Below are 19,314 nucleotides of genomic sequence, written 5' to 3'. Positions count from 1 at the left end.
CCCCTGGAATGTGGCGAAGCGGTTACGCCAGCGTTGTCAGCATCAGTAAACATTGCCTGCATCAGCCCCATTGCGTAGCGATAGCCGCGATGAAGCCAATGCAGGCAATACGCGCTCACTTGGCTTTTACATTGGTGGCGTAATACCTGCCATCCTTTTGCAAAACTTCGAACGTTACTTCATCGCCGTTCTTCAAGTTTAGCGAGCCCACCGCCTCGCTAGGCAGGATGACATCTTCCTCATCGATCTCGTGATCGAGGAAACCCGCTTTCAGCTTGGCGTTGTACAGCTTGACCTTTGCAACTTTCACATCGCTCATGGTTTTAGCTCCTGATTGGGGGTATTGCCGGGGTGCTAAAAAAGCCTAACTATTCAAGCTGCGCTTGGACACTGGCAGTTTTAACAGTTGCGGGTTGTTGCCGGACGTGCACCAACCCGCAACGCTTCTTGGTTTAGGCCAACAAATGTCCACCGCCCCCGTGATTCCAAGTGATCGACTGGTCGAGGGGTATGGAGTAACGCCCCCACGGTGTGATGGCGCTCGAACTATCGCCGGTCGCGATCGCGATAAAGGCGGAAACTGAACCTTGAGTGATGTAGGTTTCGATCGCCTTGCCCGTTACCCAAGCGCCCGCGCTCAGAGCCCGTGACCGGGTGGCGAAGTTGTGAAGCCTGTGAGCTTTGCGCAGCGCCCTGCCATAGGCGCCCCCACGTGCATAGCGCGCAGCATTGAGGTCGATGGATTGTGCCTCACCCAGGTAGTTGATCAACCGGGTACCGGCCACCCTGAGCGTGGCCCGCACTCCGTTACGGGCAGGTCCCATTGCAGGGGTGACGCCGGGAATGCTGCCCAATTGCTCCATTGCGTATTCCATGGGGCTCACGGTGTTGCGCGCCAGTCGCGTGCCAGCCTTGTAATGGGTGAGCCTCTTGCCGACCTGCCGCACGGATCGCATTGCGGCTTTGGCCAGCGCCGGTATCTTCTTGAGCAAGCCCAGCGCACTTTCAGCAAGCGACGCCACCCCAAAGAAAAGCGACACATAACCCAGCTTTCTGGACAGCTCGGGGTTGGAATCTTCCGTGAGGACGGAGGCCACCTCGAAGCCGAACGAGAGCACCGCGCAAGTCGTCATCGCGATGAATAACACCGAGGCGGCGCCACCTGTCATCACCGACGCGGCGATACCCAGCACCGTCAGCGTGGCCGAAAGCGCAAGGCCCCGCCAGCGTCCGCCGACCGGCATGGGCTTGGTCTCGCGCAGGATCCGCTCATAGTGCTCCAGGTCCTCCTTCTGCCCCCAACGGCTGAGCATGATCGCGCCACTGGGGTCATGCAGGTTGACCGGGTCGGGGCAGTGGGCGTAGTCGTTGATACCCCCTTCGCCGAATGGGCTCAGCCAGTCAGGCTGGGTATGCCGGCGCAGTGCTGGGTCGTAGCAGCGGTAACCGTTGCCTGCATGATACTGGCCCGTCACCGGGTCGCGACGCATGCCGTTGTAACCGGTGACTAGGCCCTCCAGCGTCGCACCTTCACCGAAGGGCAGCAGGGGAGCCAGTTGCAGGTCGTCGTCGCACACCTGGCCGACGATGCCCACCTGCGGATCGTCGATCAGCCAGCGCACCTGGTCGCCGTCATACTGCGCCAGCCCCGGGGAAATGCTGGTACTGCGGGTGGGCTTGCCAGCCTTGTCGAAACACACCTGGCCGATCAGCTCATCGCCGTCGTAGCGCAACTCGCGGGTGCTCTGGTCCTGTTCCTCGTATTGCGCTGCCAGGCGCTGCATGCCGTCATATTCGTAGCGGGTGAGCAAGGCGCCTTTGTCGTCCTTGATGCTGCTCAGTTGCCCGGCGGCATTGTACGTGCGCGTGCGTTGCAGGCCGTCCACCTGCAGTTGGCCGTTGCTGTTCCAGGACAGGGCCGTTGCCTGCTCGCCGGTTTTCATCGAAGTCAGACGAGTGGGGTCGGAGGCCGTTGCATAGGTGAATGTTTGCGTCACCGCCTCGCCTTTGAACGGGGTACTGGTGCAACGGGTCAGGTTGTCCAGGCTGTCCCAGCTGAATGTCTGGGCCTTGATCGGCGTGCCATCGCCATTCTGCGGGCAGTTTGCCGCTTGCTGGGTGTCGCAGGCATAGCTTGCAAGGCGGTCGAGCAGGTCATAGGTGAAACGTTCGGTGCGCAGCAACTTGCCGTCCTGGTAACTGGCCTTGCTTGCCAGGCGGCCGTCGCCTTGCCAGGCCATGTGCTGGCTGAAGCAAGGGGCGCCGTTGCGCAGGAAGGTACGCACGGTTTCCCGGTTGAGGCCGTCACGCTCACTGTGCACTTGCCATTGCCCGGCGCCGGTCAGCGCCTGCACCCGGCGCGTTTGCAGGTGACCCAGTTCGTCGTAACGGTACAACACGTCCTCGTGTTGCTGGCAGCTGCGCAACAGCCGCCCCTCGCTGTCGTGGAATACCCGCCGTGTGCGGCCGTTGGCGTGCCGAGCGGCGATACTCTGCCCACGCAGGCTCTGCCACTCGACGCCCTTGATCGTACCTCGAGGTGTTTTTTCAGTGGTTTGCCGACGACCGGGCACCTGTGCACTAGCGATCGAATGCCGCCAGCCGGCATCGGAACTCAGAACGGTCGATCCGTCAGGGTGCTTCAGGCTGTAAAGCGCGTTGCCATCCGCCTCGAAACGCACGCCACTGGCATCCTGAACACTGCGCAATTGGGTCTTGTCTGGCAGAGTCACGCTCTGCTCGGCAAATCCATATTCGCGGCTGCCAATCTTGCGTGTCGAGAGTTTGCCGAGTTCGCTCACCGCCTGGGTTGCGACGACTTGCCCGTCCACGGTCAGCGAAGAGACCTGGTTGCTGAAACCGTGGTAGGCGCGTTCGATGGTCGTGGCATCGGGGCGGGTCAACTTGGTTACCCGGCCGAGAGTATCGCGTTCGAGCGCGTAGGCCCGAGTGTTCTCGCCCACGGTGCGGGCATGGCGGATGATACGACCGTCGGAGTCGTAATGCTGATCGAGTTGCAGGTGCTGCACGTCCCTGTCGTCGGCCCATTGCACAGAGTGTTGGAAGGTGCCGTCCGCTTTTGCTGTGCGGGTGGTGGTCCGCTTCGACAGGCATTGGGTGCTCAAGCCTTGCTGTTCGGTTATTTGTACGACGGAATCAGCGGTGGTCGAGAAGTTATCGGTGATTATGTCATTTTGATAAAGCCTTTTTACGTCTGCTATTGTTTCATGCTTGGACCTTAAAGGGAGGTCGTTTACTAATATCTCGCCCTCTAAAAGTAGTTCAAGTACATCAAATGGGTTGCTAAAAATGTTGGTGTCTGCGTGTGCGTGTGTTGATTGGGTGAAGTATGAGGGTTTGGAAAGTGCTATTATTGTGGTTCCGGTGTGCGATTCGCCATCGGTGATTAAAGTGATTCTATTGACTTCGTTAATAAATTTGTATTTCTTCCCTGATATATCTATAGAAAGGATTGAGTCGAGATTTGTTTGAATTTCCCTTATTACTTCGGTCTTCTGTAATGCACTAAGAATTGTACGAAAAATACTGCCACGATTTGATTTTAATCGCGCAACGATGAACGCGTCCTCTTCCACCGCAACCGGCACACTTGCCACTGTTTTTGCTTCCTGCGCCAACCAGGGTTGCCTACCCGCCAACCCACGCAGAGGTGTGTCCTTGCGCATAGCCTGACCACCCGGCAGGTAATCCCACACCCAACTCCCCAATACGGAGGATTCGTCCAGCCCCGTGAAGCAGTGCGCCTCCAAGGGCACATATGTCTCGGTAACAGACCTGCGCCACGAGGTTCGCCAAGCCCGTTGCAGGCCGTCGAGGCTGGAATGGCTCTGGCTACCATCCTTGTAAGTACGTTCTACCTCTCTACCGTCGGCGCTGTAGACCGAATCGATGCGTTCATCGGCAAGCTGTTTGGCAGCCTTGCCGGTGCTACCGGGTGCCAGGAGGTAGCGGGTTTCTTTCGTTATCCGGCCATAGGCATCGCGCTCCCAATGCGCCTCGATGCCTTTCTCGACCTTTTGCAGTGCACGCCTGCTGTAACGCGAACGAACCTCCTTGCTGACCTGGGCCGTACCTGCCGGTGTCGTTGCGCTGACGATGACTTGTATGCCCGGTTGGGAAGGGTTATCGATGAATTTCTGAACATTGGTCAGCTCAACGCTCTTGCCGCCTTGATGTGTCGTCTGCTTGCTGGTGATCGCCCATTCCAGCACCTTGCTTTGCTCGCTGGTGGTTTTCTTGCTGGCGGGTACCGAGGTGCTCGTAGTGATCTGGTGCCACAGCGCCTCATTGCCGATCAGCGCCCATGTAGTGTGCTTGGCGAGGGTATCGTTGGTCAGCGTGCCGCGTATGCCGTCCACCATCACCACGTCGGCCAGCTCCAGGTAATCGCGGTCGGCACGGGTGACTTTGCGATAACCGTAGAGCTTCAAGCCCTGAGGGTTGCCGTAGTCGTCGCACTGGTACTCCGCCATCAGCGGGGCGCTGGCGTAGTCAGGCACGAAAGGGCAGCTCAGCGTCGGCACTGCACTGAGCGCTTGCACGCTGCCCAGCGCGATCTGGTTTTCAGTTTGGTCACCGTAATAACAGTAGTAAACCGAGTGCGAGCCCTTGGCATGCAGGCGTAAGGGGTTCCCATTCGCGTCAGTCACGATCGTGGTTGCGTCTACCGTTTTGCCCAGGTTTGCGCGCTGCGCCTTTGGCGCCAGGCTGAGCATGTGTTTGATCGCTTGGTGAAGCTGCCTTCGGTTTTTGGTCGAGTATCCCCACAACGCTTGTAATACGGCCTGCCGACGTTCGATCGCCGGGGCTTTGGCGGTCACTTCGATCTGTGTCCCGCTGACCCTGATGACCATACGCTCGATGATTTCGACCAGCTCATCGCCTAATCCTGTATAGCGGAACGTGGTTGTGGCGTGCTTATGGCGCAGGTAAAACTCCAGCCAATGCGCGTTGGCCGTGCCTGAGCCCCGCATCAGCGGCGTGCGGTTACCCTCGGCGTCCAACCCGAAAGCGTGCAGGTCATGCGCCACCGTGGCATGGGTACCGCTTTGCACGGCTGCGATGAACAACTGGTCATCCGGATGCTGGTAACTGCCGGTGTAGGTGTAGTGGTGGATATGGTTCTGCTGCCCGCCACCTGGCAGCAGCGCGTGCAATGCCACCCGGGGCAGGGCAGGTGCACCTTTGAGCTTGGCGTCCTGCTTGACGTACTGCACGCATTCCACAGAACCGTCCAGCTCCTGCAGCCGGCACAGCACCCTGTCCAGGGTCGGGTCATCGTCGTAGCCGCAATCGACCTGCTGCACAACGGTGTCCTTCTGCAAGCGCTTGAGGGTGCGCAGCAAATAGTGTTCGAGTGTGAGTTCGACCTTGAACGCTTCGTTGCTGCCCGGCCAGAGTTGCATGTTCACCCGGCCACCGGCCTTGACCTCAGGGTCGACATACTCTGCGCTGAACAGTTCGGTTTCCCCGTTCTTGATGCTCATCAGCAGGAACTGGCCCTTCTGACGCTTCCACTGCAGGTCCAGCGCTTCGCCGTACTGCGAAACGATACGTGATGGCAGCAACTGCACGAACGGCCGCTTATACAGCGCGATGCGCCTATCCAGTTCCTTGGTGTTGCCGTGGTTTGCCCAGGCGCTGACGGCTTCGGTGTAGTCGATCGCGGCGGACGCGTAATAACCGCCGGGGCTGAGCGCCAGTAGCACCCATTGTGTCCAGTGATCAGGGAAGCTTGGAAAGGCCGGCTTGCTTTTGTCTTTGATCGCCTTCAAGGCCTTGAGCACTTTCTTGCGGAATTCGTCGTTGGGTTCGACTTCATCGCTGCCGGGCGCTGCCGGTTTGCTCAGGACCTCTTGGCGGCCGCTGGGGAACTCGAGGGTGAACTGGCTGTAATCCTTGTTGCTGCTTACCCTGCAGGCATCGGTTTTGATGGCCTGCCCTGCGCCCAGCTGGGTCCACTGCTCATCGCTGAACGTCACCGGAGTACCATCGGCGAGGGTGAGCAGGCGGTGGTCGTTTTCCTGAATGGAACTGGTGATGATTCTGGAAAAGCGCCAGGCCCAGCCATCGCCCAGGCCCGCTTCGTTGGCCCGCAGCGCCGAGTAGTGCAGGGTCAGGTCGCACACCGGGCCTAGCCCATGCAAACCTTGCAAGGTCGCAATCGGGTAATGGGCATGGAACAGGCCGCTGCGTTCGTCCACACCGGTCTGGTCCTGGTTGCTGGTGTCGAATACTTCGGAGTGGTTGGTATTGCCATAGTCCTCGCACAGGAAACTGATTTCCTCGTAGGCTTTCATGGCCGCGGGCGGGGTAAATTCGACGGCCTGCACACCGTGCCAGAAATGGCTGGAGTGGAAGGCGCCGATATGGCCTACGGTCAACTTGGCTTCATCACGTGCCTTTTCCGGATAGGTCAGGTACAGGTCGTAGACGCCATTTTCGATCGGCCCTGCCCAGGTGACCTTGGTGTCAGTCACCTCCACCGGCCACCGCGGCTGCTCGCTGGCGCGTGGTACGCAGGCAGCCACCCGGTAGCCTTTTTCGTGCGCGGCGTTGTTCAGGCGAAACTCCAGTTCCCCATTCAACGACTCGACCTCGACCTGCACCGTGGCAGCGCCTGCTGTTACCTTGAAGCGTGCTTGTTCAGCTGCCGTGCGGCCTGGCAGGTTGTCGGTCTCGAGCAGATATTTGGCGTAGTCGCCGTCGCTCCAGGTCTTGCCGTCGCCGACGTTCTCCAGCAGCAGTTGCAACTCACTGAAACGAGGGACGGACAACTGATCACCGCTTGCGCCAACGTGCACTTCGGGCCAGGCCTGCGCCTTGAGGAAAACGGCCAAGGCCTGCAGCCAGGTATCCCGGTCATTGACCTTGTCGGCATCCTGAGGTTTGAACAGTGCGCGGTGCAGCAACTTGTGGCTGAACGGGTGGCGTACTGTGGCCAGCACCGCATGCTCGGCGTCGTCTTTCCAGGCCGATTGCAGGGTTGGGCCTGGCAGGCGATTGGCCGCGCCCGGCAGCGTGGTGAAAATGCGCAATGCGTCACCGCGTTGCCACAGGTTCAAGTTGCCCGCTTCATCGGCCTGCCCAGCCTCCGGATTGTGCGTGGTCGCGCGCAGGAAGGGTGCGACCTGCGAGGCGTTCAGGGCCGTGGCCCAAGCCTCGAGCCATTTGCCGGCAGGGCACTGCGCCTTGCTCGGCTTCCACTCATGGTGAGCAAGTAAACGATGGGAAAACGCATCATAGACCCACGCCTGCAATGCTTGCCCTTCTTCCAGTACCTGGTCGCCCTCGACGGCCTGGCTTTGCCACCAGCGCGTCTCGGTGAGGGTCACGCACAACTCGGCGCACTGCGGCACCCAGAAGGCATTGCCACTTTCGGCAGGTGTCACGGTGCAGTCACTGGGCACGCCCGCCCGCAACAGACGGCTGTCACGATTGATCTGCGCGCACAGCGTCTTGGACCACTGCGTGCTGGCTTGCGTGGCCGTGGGGGTGAAAAAGTGGTGCTCGTACAACGCCTGTGAGGTCAGGTCGCGTACTTGCAGGCAAAGCGTTTCGTCTGCCGTAGGGGTGAAAGACTCATCGCAGGCCAGTGCCTGCACGAGATTGGCAGCAAAGGGCGCATTGCTGAACGTGCGATAGCGTGCCGGGCTCCACAGACGCAGGCGCTTGCTAGCAGTGGAAAAGGTATTGTCAGCGCCCCAGCCACCGGCGGTCATCGGTTCGCCGGCAGCCGCCAGGTGATCAGCGAAGGCTTTTGGCCACTGCTGGGCAGAGAGCTTGCCCTTTTGCGCTGTGTAATCGACCTTGCGGATATCGCCATCCAGCCGATCAATCAGGAACGCACTCAACACCTCGCCCTCGGCCAATGCGCGGCCTGCCTTGATCGTGGTACTGGTGCTCCAGCCGCCTTCGATACTGCCCGCCCGCTCGAGCGAGAAATCGGTCATGTCGGGAAGGGCGCCATCGTCCTGATTAGAGATCACGTAAGGCGTTGATAACGATTGCAACTGGCGGGTAGTGGGTGATTGATCAGTCGTTGGAGTCGACTCCGCGACAGGTTGTTCGACGGCCATGCCCGATGTTGTGTAGAAGGCTTTGATAGAGAACTCGGCCGAGTTGAAGTCCTTCAAAGGCTCGAAATAAGATAAGAATTCGTGCTCACTTTTCAGGGCGTTGTAATCGCTCACCGTTTCCTCGGGGCAAGAGATCGTCAACATCCGAAACCCACTGGCTGCCAACAAGCCATAACCACTGGTCCTGCCGGTTTCGTCAATGGATTGGTTGAAATCAACGATGACGAGGCCGGAAGGTAAATTTTCATAAAAGGGTGAAGGTATAAACTCTGTCCGTTTGGCATCATTTTCTACCAGATTGCTCAAGGCTTCCGTTTTGGCATTGATTGCATCTAGCACAGGTTTTACTTCGTCGAGTGCAGAGAGGTCATAGAGCGTGCGTATACGGTCTTTAGCGATGCCGCCGAGCTCTCCTAAAGGCGGGATGGTGAAGTGAGTATTCCAAGGGTCTGAGCGGAAGCATTCATCGTTCAACGATTCATGCGTTGAGATTATTAATTCATCAGAGCGCTCCGCCAGCTCAGAGGCCTCTACGATACACAGAAATCCACAAAGGTTTTTAGCCTCACTGCTGTAAAAGGCGCTCCCCCCTTGGTTGTTGCCATTGTAGTCATCCTTTAGTTCAATCAGCGCAATCAACGGTCTGCGAGGAAATACGGGCGTTTCTTCTAGATTTAACTTTTGTGCACCCAGGCTTATAATCTCCTCGAGCGCGTACTTGAATTTACTCTCAAGGGTTTCGTATTTTTCTTTGTTCTGACTTAGAAGCGTGATTTCTTCTGGGGGAACACCCTCAATCGATGTGCAGTGGTTCCCCCCAGATTCTTCATAGTAGATACGTACATGATTGGGGCTATCCTTGCGGTTGTAATTGACATTTATATGGGTGTCCTCAATGCCGATGAGCCAGACGCTACGGCCGTTGACTTCGATCTTTTCTCCGAGATTCAAGCCGGCTTTCTCAAGGATGCTTCTGTTGTAACCGGTTACTTTTTTCTCTGAATAACGGCCCATTTCGCATTCTCCGTCTAGCAACGATTGATTTGGATACATGGCATTGGCTGTGTCCCTCCAGTATTTGGCGAGCCGGTATCCTCGTCACCTGGCAAAAATGCTAGTTCGAGGGCGAGCGATTACACGCAGGAAAGGGCGGACAAGGCGGGGTCGCAAATGGCGTCCCGAATAGTCATTTATGTCACTTTGACTCACTGGCATGGAGTGCTTCACTGTGCCTTTCAGGCATGCCCGGCCTCAGGAGCTCCCAATGAACCTGCACCAGTACGCTGAAACCCACGAAGTCACCAACCAGCCACCGCCCCTCGACGGCGCCAACCTGTACCGCCTGGACCTGCCGCTGCAGGAATGGTCGCGGCGCTTCGGCGCCGGCTGGGCCGAGTCTCGGATCGATGCCTACGGTGCCCTGGCGGGCGGGCCATTGATGGCCGCGGGCTTCCTGGCCAACGCGCACAAACCGGAGTTCAGCAGCCATGACCGCTATGGCCATCGGATCGACCTGGTGGAGTTCCACCCCGCCTACCACGAGCTGATGCGCACCGCCGTCGAGCACGGCCTGCCGTCGTTGCCCTGGGCCGAACCCCGCCCCGGCGCGCATGTGGCGCGGGCGTCGATGACCTACTTGCACAGCCAGGCCGAGGCCGGCACGGGCTGCCCGCTGACCATGACCTTCGCCGCCGTGCCGGCACTGCGCCTGCAGCCGGAGCTGGCCGAATACTGGCTGCCGAAGATCCTGGCGCGGGAGTACGACCCGCGCAATGTCGGCGACCGCCACAAGGCCGGGGTCACCATCGGCATGGCCATGACCGAGAAGCAGGGCGGCACCGACGTGCGCGCCAACACCAGCCGCGCCTACCCGGTAGGCACGCCTGGCCCCGGCCAGCCCTACGAGCTGGTCGGGCACAAGTGGTTCTGTTCGGCGCCGATGTGCGATGCCTTCCTGACCCTGGCGCAGACCGAAAAAGGCCTTACCTGCTTCCTGCTGCCGCGCCACCGGCCGGACGACCAGCGCAACCAGTTCTACATCCAGCGCCTGAAGAACAAGCTGGGCAACAGCTCCAATGCCTCCAGCGAAGTGGAGTTCCGCGGCGCCCTGGCATGGATGGTGGGCGAGGAGGGGCGCGGTGTGCCGACTATCATCGAAATGGTCGCCATGACCCGCTTCGATTGCATGGTCGGCTCCAGCGCCCTGATGCGCCAGGCGCTGACCCAGGCCACCCACCACTGCGCGCACCGCAAGGTCGGCGGCCGCGTGCTGAGCGAGCAGCCGCTGATGCAGAACGTGCTGGCCGACCTGGCCCTGGAGAGCGAAGCGGCATTGGCCTTGAGCCTGCGCATGGGCCAGGCCCTGGAGCAGCTCGACGACCCGCAGCAGGCGCATTTCGCCCGGCTGGTGACGGCGGTTGGCAAGTACTGGATCTGCAAGCGCGCCCCCGCGATGATCAACGAGGCGGCCGAGTGCCTAGGCGGCGCCGGTTATGTCGAAGACAGCATCCTGCCGCGGCTGTACCGCGAGGCGCCGGTCAACTCCACCTGGGAAGGCTCGGGCAACGTGCAGTGCCTGGACGTGCTGCGGGCCTTGTCCAAGGAGCCGGGCGTGCTCGATGCGCTGTTCAGCGAATTGGGCGACGGCCATGGCGACCCACGCCTGGCGGCGCACATCGGCAACCTCAAGGGCGCGTTTGCCGACACCAGCGACATCCAGTACCGCGCCCGGCAACTGACCGAGGACATTGCCCTGGCCCTGCAGGCCAAGTTGCTGCTCGAGGCGGGCAACGCGGCGGTGAGCGATGCCTTCATCGGCAGCCGGCTCACGGGCGGCGGGCGGGTGTACGGCGCGTTGCCGCGCGGGGCCGATGTCGAGGCACTGGTGGCGCGGGCCACGCCGTCCTGAGGCCTATCGCCGGCAAGCCGGCTGCCACGCAGGCCAAGGTGCTCATCCTGCTGTGGCAGCCGGCTTGCCGGCGATGGGGCCCTCGCGACCACCGGGGATGTATTTGCCATGAAACGCAGGCAAGATGATTCCCACGCATGTCCAGACAGGAAGCACAGTGTGAGCCACGCCTTTGTAGTCGTTGATACTCCCGAACAGGCCGTCGACCGTCTGGCGGCCCTGCACGAACAGGCCACCGGTGCCCTCAGCCAGGCCCTCAAGCGTTACCTGAAAGACCGCACCGAGCCGGACGCCGACGAGCGTGCCCAATACCGCTACCCGGCCCTGCGCCTGACCTACTACAGCCACGGCGAAGTGGCCGCCACCACCCGTGCCTATGCCAAGGTGCAGGTCGCGGGCACCTACAGTGTCACCGTCACCCAGCCTTCGGCGTTTCGCGGCTACCTGCTCGAGCAGCTGCGCCCGTTGATGCATGACTACACGGTGACCGTGGAAGTCGGCGTCAGCGAACAGAACATCCCGTACCCCTACGTGGTCGACCAGGGCGACGAGCTGGCCGGCAGCGGCATCACCGCCGCCGAGCTTGCGCGCGTGTTCCCCAGCACCGACCTGTCCGCCGCCACCGACAACATCGCCGATGGCCTGTACGACTGGGACAATTCCAAGGCCCTGCCGCTGGCGCTGTTCGACGCCGCCCGCGTCGACTTTTCCCTGCGTCGCCTGGTGCACTACACCGGCAGCGACTGGCGCCACATGCAGCCGTGGATCCTGCTGACCAACTACCACCGCTACGTCGACCAGTTCATCAGCCACGGCCTCGAGCAACTGCGCGAAGACCCGCGCTTCGTGCGCATGGTGCTGCCGGGCAACGTCGAGATCGAAAAGGGCATGGACCACGGTGAAGCGCAGGCCCTGGTGGCCAGCGTGGTGTGGCACCGCTACCAGATGCCGGCCTATCACCTGATCGCCGCCGATGGCGACGGCATCACCCTGGTCAACATCGGCGTCGGCCCGTCCAACGCCAAGAACATCACCGACCACCTGGCCGTGCTGCGCCCGCACTGCTGGCTGATGATCGGCCACTGTGGCGGACTGCGTCAGTCGCAGACCATCGGCGACTACGTGCTGGCCCACGCCTACATGCGCCGGGATGGCATCCTCGACCGGGTGGTGCCGCCGAACATCCCGATCCCGGCCCTGGCCGAGGTGCAGCTGGCGCTGCAGGAAGCGGCGGCGCAGGTCACCGGCGAGCGTGGCGACGAGCTGAAGAAGCGCCTGCGCACCGGCACCGTGCTGACCTACGACGACCGCAACTGGGAGCTGCGCTGGGCCCAGGAGCGGCCGTTGATCAACCTCTCGCGTGCGGTCGCGGTGGACATGGAAAGCGGCACCATCGCTGCCCAGGGCTACCGCCTGCGGGTTCCTTACGGCACCTTGCTGTGCGTTTCGGACAAGCCGCTGCACAGCGAAATCAAGCTGCCGGGTTCGGCCAACGCCTTCTACAACCGCGCTGTCAGCCAGCACCTGAAAATCGGCATTGCGGCCCTCGACCTGCTGCGCACCGAGCTCAACTCGCTGCACTCGCGTAAACTGCGCAGCTTCGATGAGCCGCCGTTCCGCTGAGGATCCATGCCACTGCCCCCCCGTTCCAAGCCGCGCCGCCCCCAGGCGCGGCCTGTCGGCCCCCGTCGCCAAGCCAAGGCGCCACCGGCCGAGCCACGCCTGATCCTGTTCAACAAGCCGTTCGACGTGCTGACCCAGTTCAGCGACGGCGAAGGGCGGGCGACGCTTAAGGACTTCATCGACATCCCGGGCATCTACCCGGCCGGGCGGCTGGACCGCGACAGCGAAGGGCTGTTGCTGCTGACCAATGACGGGCAGTTGCAGGCGCGCATCGCCGACCCCAAGCACAAGTTGGCCAAGACCTACTGGGTGCAGGTGGAAGGGGAACCGAGCGATGAGCAGCTAAAGCGCCTGCGCGAAGGTGTCGAACTCAATGACGGGCCGACCTTGCCCGCCGAAGCGCGGCGCCTCGACGAGCCCCAGCTGTGGCCGCGCAACCCGCCGGTGCGGTTTCGCAAGAGCGTGCCGACCCATTGGCTGGAGCTGGTGATTCGCGAGGGGCGTAACCGCCAGGTGCGGCGGATGACGGCGGCGGTGGGGTTGCCGACCTTGCGCCTGGTGCGCGTGCGGATTGGCGATTGGGCGCTGGAGGGGCTGGAGCAGGGGTGTTGGCGCGAGGTTCCGGCGCGGCTTTAGACCTTGTTGGCCGCATCGCCGGCAAGCCGGCTCCCACAGGGGAATGCACAAACTGTGGGTAGCTGGACTGCCAGCGATGGGGCCCGAGAAATCACTAAACCCCTTCCAGAAACCCCACCACCACGCTCTTGATGATGAAGGCCAGCACCCCAAGGCCGAGCACGAAGAACAGGATCATCGTGCCAAAGCGCCCCGCCTTGGACTTCTTCGCCAGGTCCCAGACGATGAAGCCCATGAAACCGATCAACACGGTCACCAGGATGATCATCATCCACTCTTCGAATACGGCGGGATCCATCTGTGTTCTCCAGGCAGGCTGAGCAGCCGATTATACGCAGGCCAGGCAGCGATTAACGAAGGTGGGTCAAAGGTAGCTCGGTGCTCGCCAGCACCTGGTTGAGCACGAAGCTCGAGCGCACGCTGGTAACGCCTTCGATGCGGGTCAGGCTGCCTAGTAGCAGTTTCTGGTAATGATCCATGTCCGGCACCACCACCTTGAGCTGGTAGTCGGCATCCATCCCGGTGACCAGGCTGCATTCGAGCACCTGCGGCAGGTTGCGGATGGCGGCCTCGAAGGTTTCGAAGCGCTCCGGGGTGTGCCGGTCCATGCCGATCAGCACGTAGGCGGTCAGGCTCAGGCCCAGTTTCTTGCGGTCGAGCAGGGCGACCTGGCGCGAAATGTAGCCGTCGTCTTCCAGTTGCTTGACCCGACGCGAGCATGGCGAGGGCGACAGGCCGATGCGCTCGGCCAGCTCCTGGTTGGAGATGCGGGCGTCGCGCTGCAATTCGGCGAGGATGCTCAGGTCGTAGCGGTCAAGCTTGCTCATGGAAAAGGCCTTTTCTGTTCAGATTGCTGCGAATTATCAATCCAGGGTTAAAAATTGCGCAAGTGCTATTTATCTGAGCAATCTTCGCAATCCTCTGCCGCCTGCGCTCCCGTAAAGTTAACCCCAGAATCACTGCCCGGACATCAGTCCACGGCGACGCGCCCTAGGCGGGCGGTCGCGGCCAGCGCTCCAACAGGAGCCGCCAGGCCCCCGGGCTACACACCGTCCAGAAGACGGGGTGAGGTGAGCCGGCGCCACAAGTGCCGAGCACGGACGACAAATTGCAAAGGGAGGCCCATTGGCCTCCCTTTTTTCATGTCCGCGATTTCACCTGCCCGTGCATCATGGGCGCGGTAGACTGGCAGCGTGCCGTTTTCTTTACCGCGAGGGACATCATGAAGTCGCGCATCTGGCAGTTGGCAGGTGTTGGTTTGCTGGGTTTGAGCATCAGCCTCGGGGCCATGGCCCAAGGGCCGAACGAGGGGCATGGGGGGCACGGCAATGCCCCGGACGACCCCAATGGCGGCGGCCCGGCCAGCTCGCCGCTGAACTCGCGTGACGAAGTGCGCCAGACCCAGCCCCCGCGACAGGGCTATTACCAGGACATCCCACGGCGCAATGGTGACAACCGCCACTGGCAGGCCGGCGGCCCGGGCCAGCGCCCGGGCGGCGACTGGCAAGGGCGGCCCGACGGGCATGGCAATGGCTGGGGCCCAGGGCCGCAGTATCACCCTGGGCATACCATCGATCATTTCCCCGATCGTTATGCGAAAGTGCCGTATCGCGGCCAGGACTATTTCTACTCGGGCGGGTACTGGTATCGCCCCCATGGCAGCAGCTACATCGTGGTGGCGCCGCCCTACGGCGTGCGGGTCGGCTACCTGCCGTCCTATGCGCGTGAAGTGTGGGTGAGCGGGGCGCTCTTCTTCCTGGTCGCCGACACCTACTACCAGTACCTGGCCGATACCGGGGAGTACGTGGTGGTCAGCCCGCCCGCCGTAGCGCCGGCTCCGGTGGCCATGGCGCCGGCCGGCAATGCCTACGATGTGGTGGCCTACCCGATGTATGGCCAGGGCCAGCAGCAGCAGGACCAGGACCGCTACCAGTGCCACCGGTGGGCGGTGAGCCAGTCGGGGTTCGACCCGGCGACCGCGACCTACGCCCCGCCGGGCAACGTGGCCGACACCTATCGACGAGCCCTGGGCGCCTGCTTCAGTGGGCGTGGCTACAGCATCAACTGAGGCTCATACCGGGTCGGCATGCACCATCACATCCGCCTTCGGATAACGTTGGCGGATGACCTGCGAGGCCTCCACGCACAGGGCATGCGCTTCATCCAGCGGCAACTGCCCGGGCAACTCCAGGTGCAATTGCACGAACCACTGGTTGCCCGACACCCGGGTACGCACGTCATGCACGCCCTGCACCCCAGGGATGGCCAGCACCAAGGCCTGCATGGCCTCGCCGATATCGCCCGGCAGCTCCTTGTCCATCAGGATTGCCGTGCTTTCCCGGGCAATCTGCAGGGCGCTCCAGAGGATGTACAGGGCGATGCCCAGGCCGAACAGCGCATCCAGCTGCGGCCAGCCAAAGCGCGCCAGCAGCAACGCCAGCAGGATGCTGCCATTGAGCAGCAGGTCGGAGCGGTAGTGCAGCGAGTCGGCGCGCACTGCGGTCGAGCCAGTCTCGCGGATGACCTTGCGCTGCAGAGCCAGCAGGGCAAGGGTCAGCACCAGCGAGAGCACCATCACGCCGATGCCGATGGCCGTGTCGCCCAATGGCTGCGGCGTTTGCAAGCGTTCGGCCGCCTGCACCCCGATCAGCACCGCACTCACGCCGATGAACAGGGCCTGGGCCATGCCCGCCAGGGCCTCGGCCTTGCCATGGCCGAAGCGATGGTCGTCATCGGCCGGGCGCAGCGCATAGTGCACGGCAAGCAGGTTGAGAAACGACGCGACCGCATCCAGCGCCGAGTCGGTCAGCCCCGCCAGCAGGCTGACCGAACCGCTCAGCCACCAGGCCACGGCCTTGCTCAGGACCAGGATGCTGGCCACCGCCAGCGATGCGCGGGTGGCCAGGCGTAGCAGGCGTTGGTGTTCGGCCGAGGTGGTCATGCCGTGGAGGGTGTCCTTGTGGGGGTCAGGCGGCCGGTACCAGGCCCAGGGTGGCCAGCTGCTCGACGCTGCCGCGGTGCTGGATCAGCCGCGGGTCGTCCAGCGGCAGGCGCTGGCCCAGTTCGCTTTCGAGAATCGCCTGCAGCTTGAGGTTGTCGACCTTGCCATCCGGGCTCACGGCTTCGTGCAGTTTCGCCGGGTCGACTTGGGCCGTGTGGCCGCCTGGGTAGTAGATGGCGCCGGTGGCGAAGTCGATGCCAAAGGCGATCAGGCCGGGGATCACGTAGAACAGGATGCCGATGGCATCCATCGCAGCAACGACCGGGTCGATCTTGCCGCCGATCTGGCCACGGCGGTCGGGGTAGAAAATCGTGCCGCAGGCCGTCAGCTGGGTCAGCAGTGTGGCAATCAGGGCGCCACCAACAAGGCGGGATGGGATGCGCATGTAAATCTCCGAAAAGGGGTTCAAGCGGACAAGCGAAGCGCCAGTACCTGAAGCTAAGACCATGATAGAGCAGGCTGGGTTCGCCGTTATACTCGCGCGACTGTTCGAGGACCACCATGATTTCATTACCCATTGATGCCGCCTTGCCCGCCCTGCGCCTGGCCCTGCAAAACCGCGATGAAGCCGTGCTCGAGGCCCCGCCCGGCGCCGGCAAGACCACCCGCGTTCCGCTGGCGCTGCTGAACGAGCCCTGGCTGGCCGGGCAGACCATCCTCATGCTCGAGCCACGGCGCCTCGCCGCGCGCGCGGCGGCCGAGCGGCTGGCCAGCGAGCTGGGCGAGAACGTCGGTGAAACCGTGGGTTACCGCATCCGCCTGGACAGCAAGGTAGGCCCGAACACGCGCATCGAAGTGGTCACCGAAGGCATCCTCACCCGCCGCCTGCAGGCGGACCCGGCGCTGGACGGGGTCGGCTTGCTGATCTTCGACGAGTACCACGAACGCAGCCTCGACGCCGACCTGGCCCTGGCGCTGAGCCTCAATGGCCGCGAACTGCTGCGTGACGAGCCGCCGCTGAAGATTCTGCTGATGTCGGCGACCCTGGAAGGCGAGCGCCTGTCGCGGTTGCTCGACGATGCGCCGGTGGTCAGCAGCGAAGGGCGCATGTACCCGGTGGACATCCAGTGGGGCAGGCCCTACCAGCCGGGCGAGTTCATCGAACCGCGGGTGCTCGATTGCGTGCTCCAGGCCTTGGCCGACCAGACCGGCAGCGTGCTGGTGTTCCTGCCGGGCCAGGCGGAGATCCGCAGGGTGCACCAGAGCCTGCAGGAGGCGCTGGGCGAACGCCCGAACATCCTGCTCTGCCCCCTGCACGGCGAGCTCGACCTCAGCGCCCAGCGCGCCGCCATTGACCCGGCGCCCGACGGTATGCGCAAGGTGGTGCTGGCCACCAACATCGCCGAAACCAGCCTGACCATCGAAGGCGTGCGGGTGGTGATCGACGCAGGCCTTGCCCGGGTGCCACGTTTCGACCCCGGCAGCGGCATGACGCGCCTGGACACCCAGCGCATCTCCCGCGCCAGTGCCACCCAGCGCGCCGGCCGCGCCGGGCGGCTGGAGCCGGGGGTGTGCTATCGCTTGTGGTCCGAGGCCCAGCACGCGCAACTGGCCGCCCATGGCAGCGCCGAAATTCTCCAGGCCGACCTTGCCGGCCTGGCCCTGCAACTGGCCCGCTGGGGCGTCACGCCCGATCAGTTGCGTTGGCTCGACCAGCCGCCTGCCGCGGCGTTCGCCCAAGCCCAGGAGCTGCTCGCGCGGCTGGGCGCGTTCAAGGCTGGCAGCCGCGACAACCTCAGCGCGCACGGCCAGGCCATGGCCGAACTGCCGGCTCACCCGCGTATCGCTCACCTGCTGCTGCGCGGCCAGGACCTGGGCCTGGCCAGCATGGCCTGCGATGTTGCCGCCTTGCTCGGTGAGCGCGACATCCAGCGGGGTGGTGGCGCCGACTTGCACAGCCGGCTGGCGCTGGTCAGCGGCGAAAGCAAGGCCGCCCGCGGTGGCCAAGGCGGTGTGCAGCGGGCGCGGCAACTAGCCCGCCAGTACCGCGGCCTGCTGCGCGGCAAGGCTGGCGCCGCCGTCAGCGACCCCGATCACCCACGCTGGCTCGGCGCGCTGCTGGCCCTGGCCTACCCCGACCGGGTCGCCCAGCAACGGCGCGAGGGTGGGGCGGAGTATCGCCTGGCCAACGGCCGCGCGGCGGTGTTCGCCGAGGCCGACGCGCTGATGAAATGCCCCTGGCTGGTGATTGCCGACCTGGGCAGCCGCCAGGGCCAGCGTGAAGAGCGCATCTACCTGGCCGCCGATTTCGACCCGGCGTTGCTCGACAATGTGCTGGCCGAACAGGTCGAGCGCATCGATATCCTCGACTGGGACGAGCGCGAGCAGGTGCTGCGTGCCGAGCGTCAGCGCAAGGTCGGCGAGCTGGTGCTCAGCCGCGAACCGCTGCCGGGCCTGGATGACGAAGCGCGCGCCAAGGCATTGCTTGGCCTGGTGCGGCGCAAAGGCCTGAACCTGCTCAACTGGACGCCGGAGCTGCGCCAGTGGCAGGCGCGGGTGGCGCTGCTGCGCCAGCTGGACATGGCTGGCACTGGCCAGAGCGAATGGCCCGACCTGAGCGACGAAGCCCTGCTGGCGCGCCTGGAGGACTGGCTGCAACCCTACCTGGGCAAGGTCTCGCGGCTGAGTCACTTCGCCGCCCTGGACCTGTCGTCGATGCTGCGCAACCTGCTGCCCTGGCCGCTGCCCCAGCGCCTGGACGAATGGGCGCCGACGCACCTGGCGGTGCCGTCGGGCTCGAACATCCGCCTGGACTACAGCGAAAACCCACCGATCCTCGCCGTGCGCCTGCAGGAGCTGTTCGGCCTGGCCGACACCCCGCGCATCGCCCAGGGCCGCCAGCAGGTCAAGTTGCACCTGCTGTCACCGGCGCGCAGGCCGGTGCAGGTTACCCAGGACCTGGCCAACTTCTGGCGCACGACCTACGCCGAGGTGAAGAAGGATCTGAAAGGGCGTTACCCCAAGCTATCATGCAACGTTAAATTAATCTGTTTAACGTGAAACATTCTGGCATTGACAAATCTTTTGAGCTTACAACGCCTAACGTT

General features: G+C 62.9%; 11 protein-coding genes. 5 read left to right on the top strand and 6 right to left on the bottom strand.

The genetic code is table 11. The features are described 5' to 3' along the window. Nucleotides 1-115: 115 nt before the first annotated feature. Nucleotides 116-319, bottom strand: coding sequence for a cold shock domain-containing protein (locus L6D75_RS16380; RefSeq protein ID WP_176514812.1), 204 nt, complete (start codon nt 317-319; stop codon nt 116-118). 133 nt (nt 320-452) lie between these two features. Next, on the bottom strand, nt 453-9,113 hold the full coding sequence (locus tag L6D75_RS16375) for an RHS repeat-associated core domain-containing protein (RefSeq protein WP_176514811.1): 8,661 nt from the start codon (nt 9,111-9,113) through the stop codon (nt 453-455). A gap of 250 nt (nt 9,114-9,363) precedes the next feature. Here L6D75_RS16375 and L6D75_RS16370 point away from each other — a divergent pair, with 250 nt between their 5' ends. The 3 genes from L6D75_RS16370 to L6D75_RS16360 all read left to right on the top strand — a co-directional run bounded on the left by L6D75_RS16370 (nt 9,364) and on the right by L6D75_RS16360 (nt 13,266). Then, the gene (locus L6D75_RS16370; RefSeq protein WP_176514810.1) at nt 9,364-11,007 is read left to right on the top strand and encodes an acyl-CoA dehydrogenase family protein; all 1,644 of its coding nucleotides are present in this window, start codon (nt 9,364-9,366) and stop codon (nt 11,005-11,007) included. Between the two features lie 108 nt (nt 11,008-11,115). Continuing rightward, on the top strand, nt 11,116-12,630 hold the full coding sequence (amn, locus tag L6D75_RS16365; RefSeq protein WP_371871960.1) for an AMP nucleosidase: 1,515 nt from the start codon (nt 11,116-11,118) through the stop codon (nt 12,628-12,630). 6 nt (nt 12,631-12,636) lie between these two features. Next, nucleotides 12,637-13,266 (top strand): pseudouridine synthase, encoded by a 630-nt coding sequence (locus tag L6D75_RS16360; RefSeq protein WP_236193698.1) that lies wholly within the window; start codon nt 12,637-12,639, stop codon nt 13,264-13,266. A 94-nt stretch (nt 13,267-13,360) separates the two neighbouring features. Here L6D75_RS16360 and L6D75_RS16355 read toward each other — a convergent pair whose 3' ends face one another. Both L6D75_RS16355 and L6D75_RS16350 read right to left on the bottom strand, forming a co-directional pair. After that, nucleotides 13,361-13,564 (bottom strand): DUF2788 domain-containing protein, encoded by a 204-nt coding sequence (locus L6D75_RS16355; protein WP_008092861.1) that lies wholly within the window; start codon nt 13,562-13,564, stop codon nt 13,361-13,363. Between the two features lie 52 nt (nt 13,565-13,616). Beyond that, a complete protein-coding gene (locus L6D75_RS16350; RefSeq protein ID WP_003249795.1) occupies nt 13,617-14,093 on the bottom strand; it encodes an Lrp/AsnC family transcriptional regulator in 477 nt (158 codons plus the stop codon). 395 nt (nt 14,094-14,488) lie between these two features. Here L6D75_RS16350 and L6D75_RS16345 point away from each other — a divergent pair, with 395 nt between their 5' ends. Then, nucleotides 14,489-15,334 carry a DUF6515 family protein gene (locus L6D75_RS16345; protein ID WP_176514807.1) on the top strand — a complete coding sequence of 282 codons (846 nt, stop codon included), beginning with the start codon at nt 14,489-14,491 and terminating at the stop codon, nt 15,332-15,334. 3 nt (nt 15,335-15,337) lie between these two features. On the opposite strand, the gene L6D75_RS16340 is transcribed toward L6D75_RS16345, so the two are convergent. Next, entirely contained in the window at nt 15,338-16,207 is an 870-nt protein-coding gene (locus tag L6D75_RS16340; protein ID WP_176514805.1) for a cation diffusion facilitator family transporter, read from the bottom strand. A 25-nt stretch (nt 16,208-16,232) separates the two neighbouring features. Next, the gene (locus tag L6D75_RS16335; protein WP_176514804.1) at nt 16,233-16,652 is read right to left on the bottom strand and encodes a polyribonucleotide nucleotidyltransferase; all 420 of its coding nucleotides are present in this window, start codon (nt 16,650-16,652) and stop codon (nt 16,233-16,235) included. 116 nt (nt 16,653-16,768) lie between these two features. On the opposite strand from L6D75_RS16335, the gene hrpB reads away from it, so the two are divergent. Next, nucleotides 16,769-19,267, top strand: coding sequence for an ATP-dependent helicase HrpB (gene hrpB / locus L6D75_RS16330; protein ID WP_176514801.1), 2,499 nt, complete (start codon nt 16,769-16,771; stop codon nt 19,265-19,267). Nucleotides 19,268-19,314 lie beyond the last annotated feature (47 nt).

It is taken from the genome of Pseudomonas faucium (assembly GCF_021602585.1).
GTDB lineage: Bacteria > Pseudomonadota > Gammaproteobacteria > Pseudomonadales > Pseudomonadaceae > Aquipseudomonas > Aquipseudomonas faucium.
The sequence above is the reverse complement of the archived record's forward strand: the minus strand, read 5'-3'. Positions and strand labels throughout refer to the sequence as shown.

Coding starts and splice junctions, on each gene's coding strand:
- L6D75_RS16375 (WP_176514811.1), bottom strand. CDS start 9,113: ATGGGCCGTTATTCAGAGAAAAAAGTAACCGGTTACAACAGAAGCATC.
- L6D75_RS16350 (WP_003249795.1), bottom strand. CDS start 14,093: ATGAGCAAGCTTGACCGCTACGACCTGAGCATCCTCGCCGAATTGCAG.
- L6D75_RS16380 (WP_176514812.1), bottom strand. CDS start 319: ATGAGCGATGTGAAAGTTGCAAAGGTCAAGCTGTACAACGCCAAGCTG.
- amn (WP_371871960.1), top strand. CDS start 11,116: ATGAAACGCAGGCAAGATGATTCCCACGCATGTCCAGACAGGAAGCAC.
- L6D75_RS16345 (WP_176514807.1), top strand. CDS start 14,489: ATGAAGTCGCGCATCTGGCAGTTGGCAGGTGTTGGTTTGCTGGGTTTG.
- L6D75_RS16340 (WP_176514805.1), bottom strand. CDS start 16,207: ATGACCACCTCGGCCGAACACCAACGCCTGCTACGCCTGGCCACCCGC.
- hrpB (WP_176514801.1), top strand. CDS start 16,769: ATGATTTCATTACCCATTGATGCCGCCTTGCCCGCCCTGCGCCTGGCC.
- L6D75_RS16370 (WP_176514810.1), top strand. CDS start 9,364: ATGAACCTGCACCAGTACGCTGAAACCCACGAAGTCACCAACCAGCCA.
- L6D75_RS16355 (WP_008092861.1), bottom strand. CDS start 13,564: ATGGATCCCGCCGTATTCGAAGAGTGGATGATGATCATCCTGGTGACC.
- L6D75_RS16360 (WP_236193698.1), top strand. CDS start 12,637: ATGCCACTGCCCCCCCGTTCCAAGCCGCGCCGCCCCCAGGCGCGGCCT.
- L6D75_RS16335 (WP_176514804.1), bottom strand. CDS start 16,652: ATGCGCATCCCATCCCGCCTTGTTGGTGGCGCCCTGATTGCCACACTG.